The following is an 18,886-nucleotide window of genomic DNA, read 5'->3' as shown; positions in this document are numbered from 1 at the left end:
TCCCCAGAATCACCGCAGACCACAAGAGACACATCATGAAATGGGCCATTTCCCGCCGGGCGCAGCAACTGACCAGCTCGGCCATCCGCGAAATCCTGAAGGTCACCGAGCGTCCGGAAGTCATTTCGTTCGCCGGCGGCCTGCCGTCGCCGGCGTCGTTCCCGGTAGCGGCGATGGAAGCCGCGACGGCCCGCGTCTTCGCCGACAACCCGCAGGCGGCGCTGCAATACGCCGCGACCGAAGGCTACCTGCCGCTGCGCGAGTTCGTCGCCAGGCGCCATGACGTGGCGGTCGGGCGCGTGCTGATCACCACCGGCTCGCAGCAGGCGCTGGACCTGATCGCCAAGGTGATGATCGACCCGGGCAGCAAGGTGATGGTGGAAACCCCCAGCTACCTCGGCGCGCTGCAGGCGTTCTCGCTGTTCGAGCCGGAGTTCGTCTCGATCCCCAGCGACGACAAGGGCCTGCTGCCCGAGGCGCTGACACCCGAGCTGAGCGCCGGCGCGCGCTTCCTGTACGCCCTGCCCAACTTCCAGAACCCGACCGGGCGGCGCCTGCCGCTCGAGCGCCGCCAGGCGCTGGTGGCGCGCGCGCAGCAACTGGGCGTGCTGCTGGTCGAGGACGATCCCTACGGCGCGCTCAGCTACACCGGCGACCAGCTGCCGAGCCTGCTGTCGATGAACCCGGACGGCGTGATCTACATGGGCTCGTTCTCGAAGATCCTGGCCCCCGGCATGCGCCTGGGCTACGTGATCGCCCCGCCCGAGCTGCATTTCAAGCTGTGCCAGGCCAAGCAGGCATCGGACCTGCACACGCCCACCTTCACCCAGCGCGTGGCCTACGAGACCGTGCGCGACGGCCTGCTCGACACCCACATCCCGACCATCCGCGAGCTCTACGGCAAGCAGTGCCAGACCATGCTGGATGCGCTCAAGCGCCACATGCCCGAGGGCGTCAGCTGGAATGCGCCCGAAGGCGGCATGTTCATCTGGATGGAGCTGCCCGAGGGCCTGGACAGCATGGTGATCCTGGAAGAAGCGGTGAAGCGCAACGTCGCCTACGTGCCGGGCGCGCCGTTCTACGCCAACAACCCGAAGCGCAACGCGCTGCGCCTGGCCTTTGTCACGGTGCCGGCGGAGCGCATCGAGCAGGGCGTGGCGATCCTCGGCGAGCTGTTCCGCGAAGCCATCGCCGCGGCGCGGCAGCCGCGCGCGGCCTGAGGCCACGGCAGACGGGCGCACTTCACTTGGGAGACGACATGTTGCGTATCTGGGGCCGGCTTTCCTCCATCAACGTGCAGAAGGTGGTGTGGTGCGCGCGCGAGCTGCACCTGGACCACGAGCGCGTCGATATCGGCGTGACCAAGGGCGACCTCGACACCGAGGCCTACGTGCGCCTGAACCCTAACCGCCAGATCCCGGTGATCGAGGATTTCCGCGGCACCGATGTCGGCGGCGAGCCCTTCGTGCTGTGGGAGTCCAATGCGATCGTGCGCTACCTGTGCGCGCGCTACGGCGAAGGCACGCTGTGGCCCGAGGACGTGAAGGCGCGCGCCTCGGCCGACCGCTGGATGGACTGGCAGACCACCGCCTTCAGCCCGGCCATGGTGACGGCGTTCCTGAACCTGGTGCGCAAGCCCGCAGCCGAGCGCGATGCGGCCGCGATCGAGGCCTCGTGCGAGCGCACCGAGCCGCTCGCCGCGCTGCTGGACCGGGCGCTGGCCGGGCGCGAGTTCATCGGCGGCGACCGCTTCACCATGGCCGACATCTCGCTGGCCTGCGCCGCGCACCGCTGGCTGGGCCTGCCGCGCCAGCACCAGCCGCGCCCCGAGCTGGAACGATGGCTCAACGCCATGCGCGCCCGCCCCGCCGCCGGCGGCATCCTGGAACTGCCGCTGCGCTGAGCCGCGGCGGTTCTTTCCACGTCCTGCCTACTTCGGCGCGCGCGAGCCCGACGCCGCGGTAAACACGCCCAGCCCGATAAAGGCCGCGCCGGTCAGGTAGCGGCCCATGGCGCGTGCCCGGCCGGCGCGGCGCAGCGCCGGCATCACCGCGGCGGCGGCCATCACGTAGCACGCATCCGTAGTCGCCGCGATCAGCACGAAGGCCACGCCCAGCACCAGGCTCAGCGCCAGCGCCGAGCCCGCGGGATTCATGAACTGCGGCAGGAAGGCCGCGAAGAAGATCGCGGTCTTGGGATTGAGCAACGCCACCACGAAGCCATCGCGCACCACCTGGCGCAGGCTGCGCGGCGCCATTTCGGGGGCGCCGCCGTCGACACCGGGGCCTGAACCGCGCAAGGCGCGCAGGCCCAGCCAGATCAGGTAGGCCGCGCCGGCGTACTTGACCACCGTGAAGGCCAGCGCCGAGACCGAGAACAGCACCGCCAGCCCCAGCGAGGCGCCGATGGCGTTGCCCAGGTTGCCCAGCGCCACCGCGCCGATCGACGCCAGCCCGGCCTGCCGACCCTGCGCCAGCGTGCGCGTGACGATATAGACCACGGCCGGGCCCGGCGTGATCGCCAGCGCCAGGCTGGCCACCACGAAGGCCGTCAGCAGCGGCCACGGCGGAAGGAATTCAGTCATGGGAACCTCGCCTCGAAATGGGATGGCGCCGGCGGTGTGCCGGCGCGCTGCCCGCCAGTATGGCGCCATGGCCGCGCCCGCGCCAGCCGCCGGCAATCGTCGCAGTCGCAAGTCATGCTGGCGCGCGGCTGGCTTGCATACTTTTGCAACGGGCGTCGTTTAGAGTACTCTGGCCGGTGTGCCGCAAGGGCCCCATGTGAACCGCCATGCTCCTCGGGGCAAACCCTGATCCCTGAATGTGGCTCATCGCGATCATGACGCGATGTACGGCGAGCGCCATCGGGCCCTTTTTAAAATCCTGGTTCTTTGCCGGCGCGGCGGATGCCGCACGCCGGTGCAAAGCGCATGCGGGAGTTCCAGGGCACGCAGATCGCCCGGGCACCCGAGCCAAAAATCAGAGGAGGATTTCGATCGTGTGGAGTCAAGTCTATGACCCGCTAGGCAATATGGCGCTGTCGACCATTGCCGCGGGCATTCCCGTCGCCGTGCTGCTGGCAGCGCTGGCGTTCTTCCATATGCAGGCGCACCTGGCCGCCGGCCTGGCGCTGGTGATCGGCATCGTGGTCGCCTCGACCGTGTTCGGCATGCCGGCGGCCATGGCGGGCAAGGCGGCGGGGCTGGGCATCGTCTCCGGACTGTTCCCGATCGGCTGGATCGTGCTGAACATCATCTTCCTGCACCGGCTCACCACGCTGAACGGATCGTTCAAGGTGTTGCAGAACTCGATCTCCGGCATCACCGAAGACCGCCGCCTGCAGCTGCTGCTGGTGGCGTTCAGCTTCGGCGCCTTCTTCGAGGGCGCGGCCGGCTTCGGCACGCCGGTGGCCGTGACCGGCGCGATCCTCATCGGTCTGGGCTTCTCGCCGCTGGCGGCCTCGGGCCTGGCGCTGATCGCCAACACCGCGCCGGTGGCGTACGGCGCGCTGGGCGCGCCGATCATCGGGCTGGCCTCGGTGACCGGGCTCGACCTGCTCGACCTGTCGGCGATGATCGGCCGGCAGCTGCCGTTCTTTTCGGTGATCGTGCCGTTCTGGCTGATCTGGGCCTTTGCCGGCTTCCGCGGCATGCTGGCGATCTGGCCGGCGATCCTGGTGGCGGGCGTGAGCTTCGCCATCCCGCAATACCTGGTGTCGAATTTCCACGGCCCGTGGCTGGTCGACGTGATCGCCGCGCTGGTGTCGATGGGCGCGCTGACGCTGTTCCTGAAGGTCTGGCATCCGAAGGAAATCTGGACCTCGACCAAGATCCTGGGCCGCCATGACGACTCCAAGGTCGACCACCCCGAAGCGCTCGAAGCCGACGCGCGCGCCAGCGCCGCCTCGGCCGGGATCTCGGTGGCCAAGGCGTGGATGCCGTGGGTGATCCTGACGGTGTTCGTGTTCGTCTGGGGCATCCCCGAGTTCAAGAAGCTGATGGATAGCCTGTGGGCCTGGAAATTCCCGGTGCCGGGCCTCGACAAGGCCATCGTCAAGGTGCCGCCGGTGGTGCCGAAGGAAGTCATCGAAGGCGCGGTGTTCAACTTCAACGTGCTGTCGATGGCCGGCACCGGCATCTTCGTCTCGGCCATTGCCGGCGGCCTGCTGATGGGCTACTCGGTGCCGCGGCTGTTCAAGGAGTACTGGGAAACCATCAAGCTGGTGCGCTACTCGCTGCTGACCATCTGCGCCATGTTCGGGGTCGGCTACCTGACGCGCTACTCGGGCCTCGATGCCACGCTGGGGCTGGCCTTTGCCCACACCGGCGTGTTCTACCCGTTGTTCGGGACCATGCTGGGCTGGCTGGGCGTGGCGCTGACCGGCTCGGACACGGCCTCGAACGTGCTGTTCGGCGGCCTGCAGAAGACCACCGCCGAGCAGCTGGGGCTGTCGCCGGTGCTGATGGCCTCGGCCAACAGCTCGGGCGGCGTGATGGGCAAGATGATCGACGCGCAGTCGATCGTGGTCGCGTCGACCGCAACCAAGTGGTATGGCCACGAGGGCGACATCCTGCGCTACGTGTTCTTCCACTCGATCGTGCTGGCGATCCTGGTGGGCCTGTTCGTGACGCTGCAGGCCTACGTGCCGCCGTTCACGCATATGGTGATCCATCACCCCTGAGCACGCGGCTGCGCCGGTCCCGCTCAGGGCCGGCCCCTCCACGTAGGCGGTTTCGCGCTGCCGTTCAGCCAAAGCCCCGCTCCCGGCGGGGCTTTTTCCATGGTACGAGGCGCGTATCATGTTGCGTTCGCTCCTTCACATGCGCGCCCAGCGTCCCACGAAGACGCCCGGGCGCGCCTGGCACAACGGGAACCCGCCATGTTGCGTCGCCTGGAAAGACTGATCGACCCCTTCCGCCACATGCCCGACCGCGAGCCGCCGGGCCAGGTGCTGCGCTTCTACACCTGGTACCTGCGCGAGGTCTGGGGCGTGTTCGTGCTGCTGTTGCTGGTCGGCCTGGTCGGCGCGCTGATCGAGGTGGCGCTGTTCAGCTTCCTCGGCCGGCTGGTCGACATGGCGCAGACCACGCCCGGCGCCGAATTCTTCAGCCGGCACCGCAACGAACTGGTGTGGATGGCGGTGGTGGCGGTGCTGCTGCGGCCCATCTTCTTCGGCCTGCACGACGTGCTGGTGCACCAGGTGATCAGCCCCAGCCTGTCCAACCTGATCCGCTGGCAGAACCATCGCTATGTGCTCAAGCAGAGCCTGTCGTTCTTCCAGAACGACTTTGCCGGGCGCATCGCCCAGCGCATCATGCAGACCGGCTTCTCGCTGCGCGACTCCGCGGTGCAGGCGGTGGACGCGCTGTGGCACGTGGCGATCTACGCCGTCAGTTCGCTGGTGCTGTTCGCGCAGGCCGACTGGCGCCTGATGATTCCGCTGCTGCTGTGGATCGTCTGCTACGTCGCCGCGCTGCTGTACTTCGTGCCGCGCGTGAAGCAGCGCTCGGTGGTCGCCACCGAATCGCGCTCGCGGCTGATGGGGCGCATCGTCGACGGCTATACCAATATCACCACGCTCAAGCTGTTCGCGCATACCCGGCAGGAAGAAGACTACGCGCGCGACGCCATGTCCGAGCAGACCGAGAAGACGCGGCAGGCGGGGCGCATGGTCAGCGGCATGGACGTCACCATCACCGCGATGAACGGCGCGCTGATCGCCGGCACCACCGGGCTGGCGGTGTGGCTGTGGAGCACCGGGCATGTCACCACCGGCGCGATCGCGCTGACCACCGGGCTGGTGATCCGCATCAACAATATGTCGGGCTGGATCATGTGGGTGGTCAACGGCATCTTCGAGAACGTCGGCCAGGTGCAGGACGGCATGAAGACCATCGCGGTGCCGCGCAAGGTCACCGACCGCGCCAACGCGCAGCCGCTGCGCGTCACGCACGGCGAAGTCCGCTTCGAGCAGGTGGGGTTCCACTACGGCAAGGGCTCGGGCGTGATCGAGGGCGTCAACCTGACGGTGCGGCCGGGCGAGAAGATCGGCCTGGTGGGCCCGTCCGGCGCCGGCAAGTCGACGCTGGTCAACCTGCTGCTGCGGCTCTACGACGTGGAGCGCGGCCGCATCGTGATCGACGGCCAGGACATCGCCACGGTCACGCAGGAAAGCCTGCGCGCGCAGATCGGCATGGTCACGCAGGACACCTCGCTGCTGCACCGCTCGATCCGCGAGAACCTGCTGTACGGCAAGCCCTCCAGCACCGAGGCCGAACTGGCCGCGGCGCTGCACCGCGCCCGCGCCGACGAGTTCATCCCCGACCTGGTCGATGCCCACGGCAACACCGGGCTGGAGGCGCAGGTCGGCGAGCGCGGCGTGAAACTGTCAGGCGGTCAGCGCCAGCGCATCGCGATCGCGCGGGTGCTGCTGAAGAACGCGCCGATCCTGATCCTGGACGAAGCGACCTCGGCGCTGGATTCCGAAGTGGAAGCCGCGATCCAGGAAAGCCTGGAGACGCTGATGCAGGGCAAGACCGTGATCGCCATCGCGCACCGGCTGTCGACGATCGCGCGCATGGACCGGCTGGTGGTGCTGGACAACGGGCATATCGTCGAGAGCGGCACGCATGCGGAGTTGCTCGCGCATGGGGGGCTGTATGCGCGGCTGTGGGCGCATCAGACGGGGGGATTCGTGGGGGTGGATTGAGGCGTTGCCCACCAGATTGGGGGCTCCCTCTCCCGCTTGCGGGAGAGGGTTGGGGTGAGGGCGGGAGCGTCTTCGAAGTCAGGCCTGCGGTATGCCACGGCCTGCCCTCACCCCCTGCCCCTCTCCCGCGAGCTGTATAGACCGGGGACATAGGTAACAGGTGTGCCAGGACATGGGTAACACTTTTCCCGCTTAGTCAGCGGGAGGACAACGTTGCCCTGGAGCCAAAACACCGTGAAGCAGCAAAGAGAAGAGTTCGTCCGCCTGGCACGCCAGGCGGACGCCAATATTGCGGAGCTTTGCCGCCGCTTCTGCATCAGTCGCAAGACCGGTTACAAGTGGTTGAACCGAGAGGATCTGGACGACCGAACTCGGCGGCCACATAGCTCTCCCGGCCGAACTCCAGCTGCCGTCGAAGAGGGCGTGCTAGCGATCCGAGCCGAACATTCGGCCTGGGGCGCCCGCAAGATCGCACGCGTACTGGAGCGTGACCACTGCGTCCAAATCGCCCCGAGCACAGTCAATTGGGTGCTGCGCCGCCATGGCTTGATCGATCCGGCCGCCAGCTCGGCCGCTACAGCCTGGCAGCGCTTCGAGCACGACCGGCCCAATGCACTATGGCAAATTGACTTTAAAGGCCACTTCGCTACCGACACGCAGCGGTGCCACCCACTCACGGTCTTGGACGATCACTCCCGGTTCAATGTGCTGCTCAGGGCCTTGGGCAACGAACAGTTTGAATCCGTACAGGAAGCGTTAGAGAAGGCTTTTGCGCGCTATGGGCTGCCCGAGCGCATCAATGCAGACAACGGCCCGCCCTGGGGTTCTCCAGTGCCCCGTGCACTTACCACGTTGGGTGCTTGGCTGATCCGCCTGGGGGTGCGGCTCAGTCATAGCCGACCTCGCCATCCGCAGACCAACGGTAAGGACGAGCGCTTCCATCGAACCATGCAGGCAGAGCTGTTGGCCAACCAGCGCTTCCGGGATCTGGACGATGCGCAGCATCACTTCAGCCATTGGCGCCACGTGTACAACTTCAAGCGCCCACACCACGCCCTGGATATGGAGACACCCGCAAGCCGCTATGCGCCTAGTCCACGGACGATGCCGCGCGAGCTCCCGCCTATCGAGTACGGCAGCGATGACATCGTGCGAAAGGTAGGCGACGGCGGGCGCATCTGCTTCCGAGGAAAGACGTTCCGGGTCGGACGAGCCTTGGTCGGAACGCCCGTAGCGCTGCGCCCTCGCGTGGATTTGGACGGCACCTTTGATGTCTACTTCTGCCATCAGAAGGTGGCCACAATAGACCTACAGGAGGCCAATTAAACTGGAGACTGGACTGTTACCCATGTCCTGGCACATGTGTTACCCATGTCCCCGGTCCATACAGCTTGCGGGAGAGGGGAGCAAACCATCGCTTCGGCGAAACTCAGTTGCCGTTGCCCGGCGGCTCCACCCGCACCGGCTCGATCCTCGGCTCCTTCAGCTTCGCCTCGATCGGCTTGCCCTTGCGCGCGCGCTTGCCCACGTACGGCAGCAGCGACTGCCCGGCCAGCTTCTGCGACGACGGCTTGCCGCCGCGGCCCGCGCCGGACAGCACCAGCCCCGGCGCGCCCACGGCCACCGCCTGCAGCAGCTTCTCCTTCGGCTCCAGCTCCATCAGGATCACGCCGCGGCCGCCGGCGGACAGCACCTTCACTTCATCCAGCGCCACCAGCAGCAGGCGGCCGTTGCCGGACAGGCAGGCCGCATGCGTGGCCTCGTCGCCGATCGGCGCCGGCGGCAGCGGGGCATCGCCGTCGTCCAGCGTCAGGAACGACTTGCCGCCCTTCTGCCGGCCGGTCATGTCGCCCACCGTGGTCTGGAAGCCGTTGCCGCTCGCGGTGGCGATCAGCACGCGCTGGCTGGCGCTGCCGGCAAAGGTGTGCGCCACCTGGCTGCCGGACTGCAGCTCGATCAGCGTGGTGATGGGCACCCCGTCGCCGCGCCCGCCCGGCAGGCTGGACACCGGCACGGAATAGACCCGGCCGTTGGTGCCGAACACCAGCAGCACGTCGACGGTGCGGCAGTCGAAGGTGTTGTAGAGCGCATCGCCCGCCTTGAAGGTGAACTGCTGCGGGTCGTGGCCGTGGCCCTGGCGCGTGCGCACCCAGCCCTTCTGCGACATCACCACCGTCACCGGCTCGTCGATCACGCGCACCTCGGCCGCGGCGCGGCGCTCTTCCTGGATCAGCGTGCGGCGCGGATCCTTGTCTTCCGGGCTGTACTGCTTGGCGTCGGTCTCGATCTCCTTGATGATGCGACGGCGCATCATGGTCTCGGACTTGAGCAGCACGTCGAGGTCGGCCTGCTCCTCGCGCAGTTCCTTCAGTTCCTTCTCGATCCGGATCGCTTCCAGGCGCGCCAGCTGGCGCAGCCGGATTTCCAGGATGTCCTCGGCCTGGCGGTCGCTCAGGCCGAAGGCCTCGACCAGCGCGGGCTTGGGCTCGTCGCTCTCGCGGATGATGCGGATCACCTCGTCGATATTGAGCAGCACCAGCATCCGGCCTTCGAGGATATGGATGCGGTCCTCGACCTTGCCCAGGCGATGGCGCGTGCGGCGCGTGACGGTGTCGAAGCGGAACGCGATCCACTCGCCCAGGATCTCGCGCAGGCCCTTCTGGCGCGGCCGGCCGTCGGTGCCGATCATCACCAGGTTGATCGGCGCGCCGGATTCCAGGCTGGTATGCGCCAGCAGCGTCTGGATGAACTCCTGCTGGTCGATGTTCTTGCTCTTGGGCTCGAACACCAGCCGCACCGGCGCGTCCTTGCCGGACTCGTCGCGGACCGCGTCGAGCACCGCCAGCACGGTGGCCTTGAGCTGCTGCTGGTCCTGCGTCAGCGCCTTCTTGCCGGTCTTGATCTTGGGGTTGGTGATTTCCTCGATCTCTTCCAGCACCTTCTGCGCCGAGGTATTCGGCGGCAGCTCGGTCACCACCAGCTGCCACTGGCCGCGCGCCAGTTCTTCGATGGTCCAGCGCGCGCGCACCTTGAGGCTGCCGCGGCCGTTCTCGTAGATCTGGGCGATGTCCGCCGCCGGCGAGATGATCTGCCCGCCGCCGGGATAGTCCGGCCCCGGCATCAGCGCCAGCAGCTCGGCCAGCGCGATATTCGGGTTGCGGATCATGGCCACGGTGGCGGCGGCGACCTCGCGCAGGTTATGCGGCGGGATCTCGGTGGCCATGCCCACCGCGATGCCCGAGGCGCCGTTGAGCAGCACGAACGGCAGCCGCGCCGGCAACAGCTTGGGCTCCTGCATCGAGCCGTCGTAGTTGGGGATGAAATCGACCGTGCCTTCGTCGATCTCGTCCAGCAGCAGCCGCGAGATCGGCGTCAGGCGCGCTTCGGTGTAGCGCATCGCCGCGGCGCCGTCGCCGTCGCGCGAGCCGAAGTTGCCCTGGCCGTCGATCAGCGGATAGCGCAGCGAGAAATCCTGCGCCAGCCGCACCAGTGCGTCATAGGCGGACTGGTCGCCGTGCGGGTGGAACTTGCCCAGCACGTCGCCGACCACGCGCGCGGACTTGACCGGCTTGGCGTCGGCGCGCAGGCCCATCTCGTGCATCGCGAACAGGATGCGCCGCTGCACCGGCTTCTGGCCGTCGGCCACCTCGGGCAGCGCGCGGCCCTTGACCACGCTGACGGCGTAGTCCAGGTAGGCGCGCTCGGCGTAGCGGGCCAGCGTCAGCGAATCGGCGGGCTCTTCAGGTTGAAACGTGATGTCTTGTTGTTCCATGGATAGGCAAGGATTCGGCGCGCCACGCGTCGGACTTCAACGGCCGGCGCACCGGTTGCTTGTGATTCTTGGGTGCCGCTCAGGGCATGGGCCGGCGCGCGCCGATCACCATCTTCACGCGCGGGCCGTCGTCGCCCGCGCCGGCACTGGCGCGCCTGAGCACCACGCCCTGCTGCGGCTGGTACAGCCGGTAGAACTGCAGCACGGTGCTGACGTACTGCCGCGTCTCCGGATACGGCGGGATGCGGTTGTTGTAGCGCTGCACCGCGCCCTCGCCGGCGTTGTACGCCGCCAGCACCAGCTCCAGGTTGTTGGGAAACTGCTGCATCAGCCAGCTCAGGTAGCGCACCCCGGCGGTGATGTTGGTGCGCGGATCGGCCAGCTTCTGCTCGATGGTGCGGCGCGCATCGGCGCTGACGCCAAAGCGCGCGCCGGTGTCGGGAATCACCTGCATCAGGCCGATCGCGCCCTTGGGCGACACCGCCGCCGGGTTGAAGCCGGACTCCACCGCCATCACCGCCTTGACCAGCGCGGGATCGACATCCTGCTTGCCGGCGATCTGGTGGATCAGCGGCTCGACGGTCTTGATATTGGGATGGTTGACGACGTAGCGGTACAGCTTGTGCTGCTCGAGGTCGATGTCGCCACCGGCCGCCTGCGCCTGCCGCGCGGACAGGCGCGCGGTGTCCAGCTTGCCGCCGTCCTTCATGAACAGCTTGTAGCGCGCGTCGAGCTTCTGGTCGGCAAAGTGCGCCACGCCGTCGGCATCGATAAAGCCCCACAGCTCGGCATGCGCCGCCGGCACGCAGGCGAGCCCGGCCAGCGCCAGCAGGGCTGCGGTTGCCTTGCGCCAGGGATTGCCGGGGGTTCTCGTCTTCATCGTGCGTTCCTTCAGGTAAGCACCTTGCCAAAATCTACCGTCATTCCCGCGTAGGCGGGAATCCAGCGTCTTCAAAGTCGCTGGGTCCCCGCTTCCGCGGGGACGACGTGCAAGCGAACTGGGCGATTATCTACCCAATCGCCGGCCGGCGCTTCCCAATCAGATATCGGCCTCGACCTCGTTGCCCTTCTCCTCCAGCCAGCTGCGGCGCTGGGCGGCCTCGCCCTTGCCCATCAGCATGTTCATCATCTCGACGGTCTGCGGCAGGTCATATTCGCCCAGCATCACGGGCAGCAGGCGGCGCGTGTCGGGGTTCATGGTGGTTTCCCACAGCTGCTCGGCGCTCATTTCGCCCAGGCCCTTGAAGCGCGAGATCTGCCACGAGTTTTCCTTGACGCCGTCCTTGAGCAGCTTGTCCTGGATCGCTTCGAGCTCGCCTTCGTCCAGCGCGTACAGCTTCTGCGCCGGCTTCTTGCCGCGCGCCGGGGCATCGACGCGGAACAGCGGCGGCCGCGCCACATAGACGTTGCCGGTCTCGATCAGCTTGGGGAAATGCCGGAAGAACAGCGTCAGCAGCAGCACCTGGATATGCGCGCCGTCGACGTCGGCATCGGACAGGATGCAGATCTTGCCGTAGCGCAGGTTGGACAGGTCGGGCTCGTCGTTGGGGCCGTGCGGATCCACGCCGATCGCCACGGCGATGTCGTGCACCTCGTTGTTGGCGAACAGGCGGTCGCGCTCGGTCTCCCAGGTGTTGAGCACCTTGCCGCGCAGCGGCAGGATGGCCTGGAACTCCTTGTCGCGGCCCATCTTGGCCGAGCCGCCGGCGGAGTCGCCCTCGACCAGGAACAGCTCGTTGCGGGTCACGTCGGTGGACTCGCAGTCGGTCAGCTTGCCGGGCAGCACGGCTACGCCGGAGCCCTTCTTCTTCTCGACCTTCTGCGCCGCGCGCGTGCGCGCCTGGGCCTGGCGGATCACCAGCTCGGCCAGCTTCTTGCCGTACTCGACATGGTGGTTCAGCCACAGCTCCAGCGCCGGACGGCTGAAGGTGGACACCAGCCGCACCGCGTCGCGGCTGTTCAGGCGCTCCTTGATCTGGCCCTGGAACTGCGGGTCCAGCACCTTGGCCGACAGCACGAACGAGGCGCGCGCGAACACGTCCTCGCTCATCAGCTTGACGCCCTTGGGCTGCAGCGCGTGCATCTCGATAAAGCTCTTGACCGCCTGGAACAGCCCTTCCCGCAGGCCTGACTCATGCGTGCCGCCGGCCGGCGTGGGGATCAGGTTGACGTAGGACTCGCGCACCGGCGCGCCGTCCTCGGTCCAGGCCACCACCCACGACGCGCCCTCGCCGTCGGCAAAGCCTTCCTCGCCGGGGTTGGCGTCGGGGTCGGCGAAGTGCTCGCCTTCGAACATCGGGATCACCAGCTCGGCGCCGCTACCCTGCGCCAGCGCCTCCACCAGGTAGCCCTTCAGGCCCTGGTCGTACTGCCAGGTCTGGCGCTCGCCGGTTTTCTCGGTCACCAGCGTGACCTTGACGCCCGGCAGCAGCACCGCCTTGCTGCGCAGCAGGCGCTGCAGCTCGGCCAGCGGGATCGCGGCCGAATCGAAATACTTGGCATCCGGCCACACCTGCACGCGCGTGCCGTTCTTCTTCTCGCCGCGCTCGAGCTTGCGCGATGCCAGCGGCACGGTCACGTCGCCGCCGGAGAAGGTCAGCGTCGAGCACATGCCGTCGCGCCAGACGGTCACGTCCAGCTGCGTCGACAGGGCATTGGTCACCGACACGCCGACGCCATGCAGGCCGCCGGAAAAGGCATAGGCGCCGCCCTTGCCCTTGTCGAACTTGCCGCCGGCGTGCAGCCGGGTAAAGACGATCTCGACCACCGGCACGCCCTCTTCCGGGTGGATGCCCACCGGGATGCCGCGGCCGTCGTCTTCCACGCTGAGGCTGCCGTCGCGATGCAGGGTCACCAGGATCTCGGAGCCATGGCCGCCGAGGGCCTCGTCCGAGGCATTGTCGATCACCTCCTGCACGATATGCAGGGGGTTGTCGGTCCGGGTGTACATGCCGGGGCGCTGCTTGACCGGCTCCAGGCCCTTCAGGACCCGGATGGAAGATTCGCTGTACTGACTGGTTTTGCTCGCCATGGAGTCGCTACGAAAGTGATGGTCCCGGCTGCCGCGAGGCGCACAACTGTGCACGCGCCGGGGCACCGGGCACTGCATTGTAATGGAAGCGCGCGACGCCAATCCCGCAGAAAAAGCCCCGCGCCCCGCAGCTTGCGCCGGTCGGGCTTGCCAGGCCGCCGGCACTTTTTGCCGGGCCGCCGCAAGTGCCGGCGGCGCCGTACGCGTTTTCCCGAGCCGGAGTAAACTCCCCACCACCCGGCCCCGGCAAGCCTGATTGCCGTTCCGGCGCGGTCATACAACAAGCAACGACAAACCTGTCGGCACCGCCCACCCGGCGCGGCCGCCACGCACCGAGCCAAGACATGCAGAACCGACAACTCTCCCTGACCACCGTGCTTGTGTGCGGCGGCTTGCTGGTCACGCTTTCGATGGGCATCCGGCACGGCTTCGGCCTGTTCAACCTGCCGATCACGCAGGCCCACGGCTGGAACCGCGAAACCTTCGCCTTTGCGCTGGCGCTGCAGAACCTGATGTGGGGCGCCAGCCAGCCTTTCGCCGGGGCGCTGGCCGACAAGTTCGGCGCGCTGCGCATCATGCTGGTGGGCGTGGCGCTGTATGTGGCCGGGCTGGTGGTGATGGCGCTGGCGACCAGCGGCACGGCATTCGCCACCGGCGCCGGCGTGATGATCGGCATCGCCCAGTCCGGCACCACCTACAGCATCGTCTACGGCGTGATCGGCCGCGTGGCCAGCCCGGAAAAGCGGGTCTGGGCCATGGGCATCGCCGCCGCGGCGGGCTCCTTCGGCCAGTTCCTGATGATTCCGGTAGAGCAGGGGCTGATTTCCGGCCTGGGCTGGCAGAACGCACTGTACGTGATGGCGCTGATGGCGTGCGTGATGCTGCCGCTGGCGCTGACCCTGCGCGAGCCGCGCGAAGCCGCCCACGCCGGCGGCCACCACCAGACCATCGGCCAGGCCATCCATGAAGCCTTCGGCAACCGCAACTTCCAGCTGCTGACACTGGGCTACTTCGTGTGCGGCTTCCAGGTGGTCTTTATCGGCGTGCACCTGGCGCCGTACCTGAAGGACCAGGGCCTGACCGATCCCAAGGTTGCCACGGTGGCGCTGGCGCTGATCGGGCTGTTCAACGTGTTCGGCACCTACACCGCCGGCGCGCTCGGCCAGCGCCTGCCCAAGCGCTACCTGCTGTCGGCGATCTACCTGACGCGCTCGGTGGTGATCGCCGGCTACCTGCTGCTGCCGCTGACCGTGGCTGGCACCTGGGTGTTCGCGGCGGTGATGGGTTTCCTGTGGCTGTCGACGGTGCCCCTGACCAACGGCATCATCGCGCAGGTGTTCGGGGTGAAATATCTGTCGATGCTGTCGGGCGTGGTGTTCTTCTCGCACCAGATCGGCAGTTTCCTCGGCGCGTGGCTGGGGGGCTATCTGTATGACCGCACCGGCGGGTACAACACGGTGTGGCTGATCGCGATCGGGCTGGGCGTGCTGGCGGCGCTGGTCAACCTGCCGATCCGCGAGCAGGCGCTGGTGCGGGCGCAGCCGGCGGCGGCGTGATGAGCACGACCCAGGCGCGCATGGCGCAGGCAGCCGGGCTGGCGGTGCTGGCCGGGTTGCTGGCGCTTGGGTTCGTGGGTTACCTGCGGCCGGGCTTTATGGTCGACCTGACGAATATGGTGTTGGCCTGGTGTGGGTGAGAGGCGGACTGAGGCGCTTCGACCGTGCTGGCTGTGTGCTCCCTCTCCCGCTTGCGGGAGAGGGCTGGGGTGAGGGCCGGAGCGTCGACGAAGTGATGCACTGACATGCTTGCCACGCGTCTGCCCTCACCCCCGGCCCCTCTCCCGCACGCGGGAGAGGGGAGAAAACCGGCGGCGTGCGAAAGGCCCTCAGGCTTTCAAGCCCCCTCCCCCTTCGACTTCGCCTCCAGCACTTCCCAGCGCTCCAGCGCTTCCAGCAGTTCCATCTCGATCTCGTCGTGCCGCGTGCCCAGCTGCGCCGCCTTGGCGGCATCGCTGACATAGAGCGACCCATCCTCCAGCTGCGCCGAGATCGTCTTCTGCTCGGTCTCCAGCGCGGCGATGCGCTCCGGCAGCGCATCCAGTTCCCGCTGCTCCTTGTACGACAGCTTGACCGTCCGGTTGGCCCCGCGCGCCTCGCGCGTATCCTTGCCCCTGGCCGGCTCCGCCACCTTCTGCTCCGACGGCTTGCGCGCCGCCTGCAGCGCGGCGCTGCGCGCGGATTGCTCGACCCAGTCGGAATACCCGCCCACCGATTCGCGCCAGACCCCGTCGCCTTCGGCGGCCAGCGTGGAGGTCACCACGTTGTCGAGGAAGGCGCGGTCGTGCGAGACCAGGAACACGGTGCCGCCGTAGTCCTGCAGCAGTTCTTCCAGCAGCTCCAGCGTGTCGATGTCGAGGTCGTTGGTGGGCTCGTCCAGCACCAGTACGTTGGCCGGCCGCGCGAACAGGCGCGCCAGCAGCAGCCGGTTGCGCTCGCCGCCCGACAGTGACTTGACCGGCGAGCGCGCGCGCTCGGGCGCGAACAGGAAGTCGCCCAGGTAGCTCATCACGTGCTTGCGCTGGCCGTTGACCTCGACCCAGTCGCTGCCCGGGCTGATGGTGTCGGCCAGCGATTTCTCCAGGTCCAGCGCGGTGCGCATCTGGTCGAAGTACGCCACCTGCAGGTTGCTGCCGTTGCGCACTGTGCCGCTGTCCGGCGCCAGCTCGCCCAGGATCAGGCGCAGCAGCGTGGTCTTGCCGGCGCCGTTGGGGCCGATCAGGCCGACCTTGTCGCCGCGCATGATGGTGGCGGTGAAGTCGCGCACCACCACCTTGTCGCCATACGCTTTGCTCACGTCCGTCAGTTCGGCCACGATCTTGCCGGAGCGGTCGGCCTGCGACACCTCCAGCTTGACGTTGCCCTGCACCTCGCGGCGCGCGGCGCGCTCGTTGCGCATCGCCACCAGCCGCTGGATGCGCGACACGCTGCGCGTGCGGCGCGCCTCCACGCCCTTGCGGATCCACACCTCTTCCTGCGCCAGCAGCTTGTCGAACTTGGCCTGCTCGACCTGCTCGGCGGCCAGCATCTCCGCCTTGCGCGCCTGGTAGGCGGCGAAGTTGCCGGGAAAGGACACCAGCCGCCCGCGGTCCAGCTCGACGATGCGCGTGGCGACGCGATCGAGGAAGGCGCGGTCGTGGGTGATCAGCAGCACGCTGCCGCGGAACTGCAGCAGCAGGTCTTCCAGCCAGCGGATCGCCTCGACGTCGAGGTGGTTGGTGGGCTCGTCCAGCAGCAGGATGTCGGGCTCGGCCACCAGCGCCTGCGCCAGCGCCACGCGCTTCTGCAGGCCGCCCGAGAGCGCGTCGACGCGCGTGTGCGAATCCAGACCCAGCCGGGCCAGCGTGGTTTCCACGCGGGTGCGCAGCTGCCAGGCGCCGGCGGCGTCGAGCTCGGACTGCAGCCGGTGCAGCTCGGCCAGCGCCGCTTCGTCGTCGTGGTGCTCGGCGACGCGGTCGGCGGCGGCCTCGTAGCGCACCAGCAGGTCGTGCGCGTCGCCCATGCCTTGGGAGACGGCGTCGAACACGGTGATGCCGGGCTCAAACTGCGGCTCCTGCGGCACGTAGGCGCTGGTCACGCCGCTCTGGCGGGCGATCAGCCCGTCATCCGGCGCCGACAGCCCGGCCACGATCTTCAGCAGCGAGGACTTGCCCGAGCCGTTGCGCCCGATCAGCCCTACGCGCTCGCCGGATTCCAGCGAAAAGTCGGTATGGTCGAGCAGGGCCACGTGCCCGAAGGCAAGCTGGGCGTCGGTAATCGAAAACAGGGCCATGGGAAGGAAGGCGAGACAGCGAGGAAAGAAGGGACGGGCCGGCGGCGCGGGCGTGCCCGACGGCAGCCCGCATTGTAGACGACCGGCAGCCGGAGCCTGACGGGCAAAAAAAGAAGGGCCCGCGCACTTGCGGGCCCAAGAGTCTCTCCTCGGTGCCCTGCTCGCAAGGCACGAAACCAGCATAACAACGGCCCACGGCCCGCTCCAGTCGGACAAGTCCGTAAGGGAAAGCCCCGTCAACGGCGGTCCCCGCGCCGCGGCCGGGCCGAGCCGGACCGAGCCGGGCCGAATTGGTACGGCCAAGGCACTCATGCGAAGATGGCGGCCGTACCCAAGTGCCTGCTGCTGCCCCATGACTACCGCTTCCCTGAAATTTTCCGACCTGTCGGTGTCGGCGCTCGTCGCCGGGCTGGTCGCCACGCTCACCGGCTACACCAGTTCGCTGGTGCTGATGATCCAGGCGGGACACGCGGCCCACCTGACCGACGCGCAGATCTCGTCGTGGATCTGGGCGCTGTCGATCGGCATGGGGATCACCACCATCGGCCTGTCGCTGGCGCTGCGGGTGCCCATCGTGGTGGCATGGTCCACGCCCGGCGCGGCACTGCTGATCGCCAGCCTGCCCGGCGTGCCCTACGCCGAGGCGATCGGCGCCTTCCTGCTGGCCGCCTTGCTGATGACCGCGGCCGGCATGACGGGCTGGTTCGACAAGCTGATGCGCGCCCTGCCCGCCAGCATCGCCTCGGCGCTGCTGGCCGGCATCCTGTTCCGCATCAGCGTGGACGTGTTCGTGCAGGCGCAGCACCAGACCGTGCTGCTGCTGGCGATGTTCGCCGCCTTCCTGCTGGGACGGCGGCTGTGGCCGGCCTATGCGGTGCCGGGGGTGCTGCTGGCCGGCGGGGTGGTGGCAGCGGGGCTCGGGCAGCTCGACTTCTCGGGCGTGCGGCTGGAACTGGCCGTGCCGGTGTGGACCACCCCCGCGTTCTCGGTGCCGGCCTTCATCAGCCTGGCGATTCCCTTGTTTATCGTCGCGCTGGCGTCGCAGAACATCCCCGGGCTGGCCGTGCTGCAGGCCGATGGCTACCACGTGCCGGCCTCGCGGCTGATCACCGTCACCGGGCTGGCCTCGGCCGCGCTGGCGCCGTTCGGCTCGCACGGCATCAACCTGGCGGCCATCACCGCGGCGATCTGCACCGGCCCGCAGGCCGATCCCGACCGCCATCGCCGCTATACCGCGGCGGTGGTCTGCGGCGTCGGCTACCTGGTCGCGGGCACGCTGGCGGCCAGCATCGCGGCGCTGTTCGCCGCCTTCCCGCAGGCGCTGGTGGTGGGCGTGACCGCGTTCGCGCTGATGGGCTCGATCGCCAACGGCCTGACCGTCGCCATGCAGGTCCCGGCCGAGCGCGAAGCCGCCCTGCTGACCTTCATGATCACGGCCTCGGGCATGACCCTGGCAGGCATCGGCTCGGCGTTCTGGGGCGTGGTGGGCGGCATGCTCGCCTACCACGTGCTGCGCCCCCGGGCAGGCTGACGGCACGCCTGGCTCG

General features: G+C 68.1%; 13 protein-coding genes. 8 read left to right on the top strand and 5 right to left on the bottom strand.

Annotated elements, in window-relative coordinates:
• Positions 1-35: 35 nt before the first annotated feature.
• Together LIN44_RS06545 and LIN44_RS06540 are read left to right on the top strand one after the other, a co-directional pair.
• Positions 36-1,220 (top strand): PLP-dependent aminotransferase family protein, encoded by a 1,185-nt coding sequence (locus LIN44_RS06545; protein WP_227314035.1) that lies wholly within the window; start codon positions 36-38, stop codon positions 1,218-1,220.
• Between the two features lie 38 nt (positions 1,221-1,258).
• On the top strand, positions 1,259-1,903 hold the full coding sequence (locus tag LIN44_RS06540) for a glutathione S-transferase family protein (RefSeq protein WP_227314034.1): 645 nt from the start codon (positions 1,259-1,261) through the stop codon (positions 1,901-1,903).
• A gap of 27 nt (positions 1,904-1,930) precedes the next feature.
• Here the strand turns inward: LIN44_RS06540 and LIN44_RS06535 are convergent, their stop codons facing one another.
• Entirely contained in the window at positions 1,931-2,584 is a 654-nt protein-coding gene (locus LIN44_RS06535; protein WP_227314033.1) for a LysE family translocator, read from the bottom strand.
• Positions 2,585-2,997: 413 nt separating this feature from the next.
• Between LIN44_RS06535 and LIN44_RS06530 the strand changes: the two genes are divergently transcribed.
• The 3 genes from LIN44_RS06530 to LIN44_RS06520 all read left to right on the top strand — a co-directional run bounded on the left by LIN44_RS06530 (position 2,998) and on the right by LIN44_RS06520 (position 8,034).
• Complete coding sequence (locus tag LIN44_RS06530; protein WP_227314032.1) at positions 2,998-4,680, top strand: L-lactate permease; 1,683 nt, start codon at positions 2,998-3,000, stop codon at positions 4,678-4,680.
• Between the two features lie 198 nt (positions 4,681-4,878).
• Positions 4,879-6,708, top strand: a complete 1,830-nt coding sequence (locus LIN44_RS06525; RefSeq protein WP_227314031.1) for an ABC transporter ATP-binding protein — start codon at positions 4,879-4,881, stop codon at positions 6,706-6,708.
• Positions 6,709-6,921: 213 nt separating this feature from the next.
• Positions 6,922-8,034, top strand: a complete 1,113-nt coding sequence (locus LIN44_RS06520; RefSeq protein WP_227312018.1) for an IS481 family transposase — start codon at positions 6,922-6,924, stop codon at positions 8,032-8,034.
• Positions 8,035-8,137: 103 nt separating this feature from the next.
• Here LIN44_RS06520 and parC read toward each other — a convergent pair whose 3' ends face one another.
• From parC to LIN44_RS06505, 3 genes are all read right to left on the bottom strand, one after another.
• Complete coding sequence (parC, locus tag LIN44_RS06515) at positions 8,138-10,480, bottom strand: DNA topoisomerase IV subunit A (protein ID WP_227314030.1); 2,343 nt, start codon at positions 10,478-10,480, stop codon at positions 8,138-8,140.
• 79 nt (positions 10,481-10,559) lie between these two features.
• Entirely contained in the window at positions 10,560-11,360 is an 801-nt protein-coding gene (locus LIN44_RS06510; RefSeq protein WP_227314029.1) for a lytic transglycosylase domain-containing protein, read from the bottom strand.
• A 159-nt stretch (positions 11,361-11,519) separates the two neighbouring features.
• Positions 11,520-13,511, bottom strand: coding sequence for a DNA topoisomerase IV subunit B (locus LIN44_RS06505; RefSeq protein WP_018005326.1), 1,992 nt, complete (start codon positions 13,509-13,511; stop codon positions 11,520-11,522).
• A gap of 344 nt (positions 13,512-13,855) precedes the next feature.
• Here LIN44_RS06505 and LIN44_RS06500 point away from each other — a divergent pair, with 344 nt between their 5' ends.
• Positions 13,856-15,067, top strand: a complete 1,212-nt coding sequence (locus tag LIN44_RS06500) for an MFS transporter (RefSeq protein WP_227314028.1) — start codon at positions 13,856-13,858, stop codon at positions 15,065-15,067.
• Positions 15,067-15,207 carry a hypothetical protein gene (locus LIN44_RS06495; RefSeq protein WP_227314027.1) on the top strand — a complete coding sequence of 47 codons (141 nt, stop codon included), beginning with the start codon at positions 15,067-15,069 and terminating at the stop codon, positions 15,205-15,207. Before LIN44_RS06500 ends, LIN44_RS06495 begins: the two co-directional genes overlap by 1 nt.
• A 197-nt stretch (positions 15,208-15,404) precedes the next feature.
• On the opposite strand, the gene LIN44_RS06490 is transcribed toward LIN44_RS06495, so the two are convergent.
• Positions 15,405-17,339, bottom strand: a complete 1,935-nt coding sequence (locus LIN44_RS06490; protein WP_227314026.1) for an ATP-binding cassette domain-containing protein — start codon at positions 17,337-17,339, stop codon at positions 15,405-15,407.
• Between the two features lie 352 nt (positions 17,340-17,691).
• On the opposite strand from LIN44_RS06490, the gene LIN44_RS06485 reads away from it, so the two are divergent.
• Positions 17,692-18,870 carry a benzoate/H(+) symporter BenE family transporter gene (locus LIN44_RS06485; RefSeq protein ID WP_227314025.1) on the top strand — a complete coding sequence of 393 codons (1,179 nt, stop codon included), beginning with the start codon at positions 17,692-17,694 and terminating at the stop codon, positions 18,868-18,870.
• Positions 18,871-18,886: the final 16 nt, after the last annotated feature.

It is taken from the genome of Cupriavidus sp. MP-37 (assembly GCF_020618415.1).
Taxonomy (GTDB): domain Bacteria; phylum Pseudomonadota; class Gammaproteobacteria; order Burkholderiales; family Burkholderiaceae; genus Cupriavidus.
This window is presented reverse-complemented; position numbering and strand designations above follow the sequence as displayed.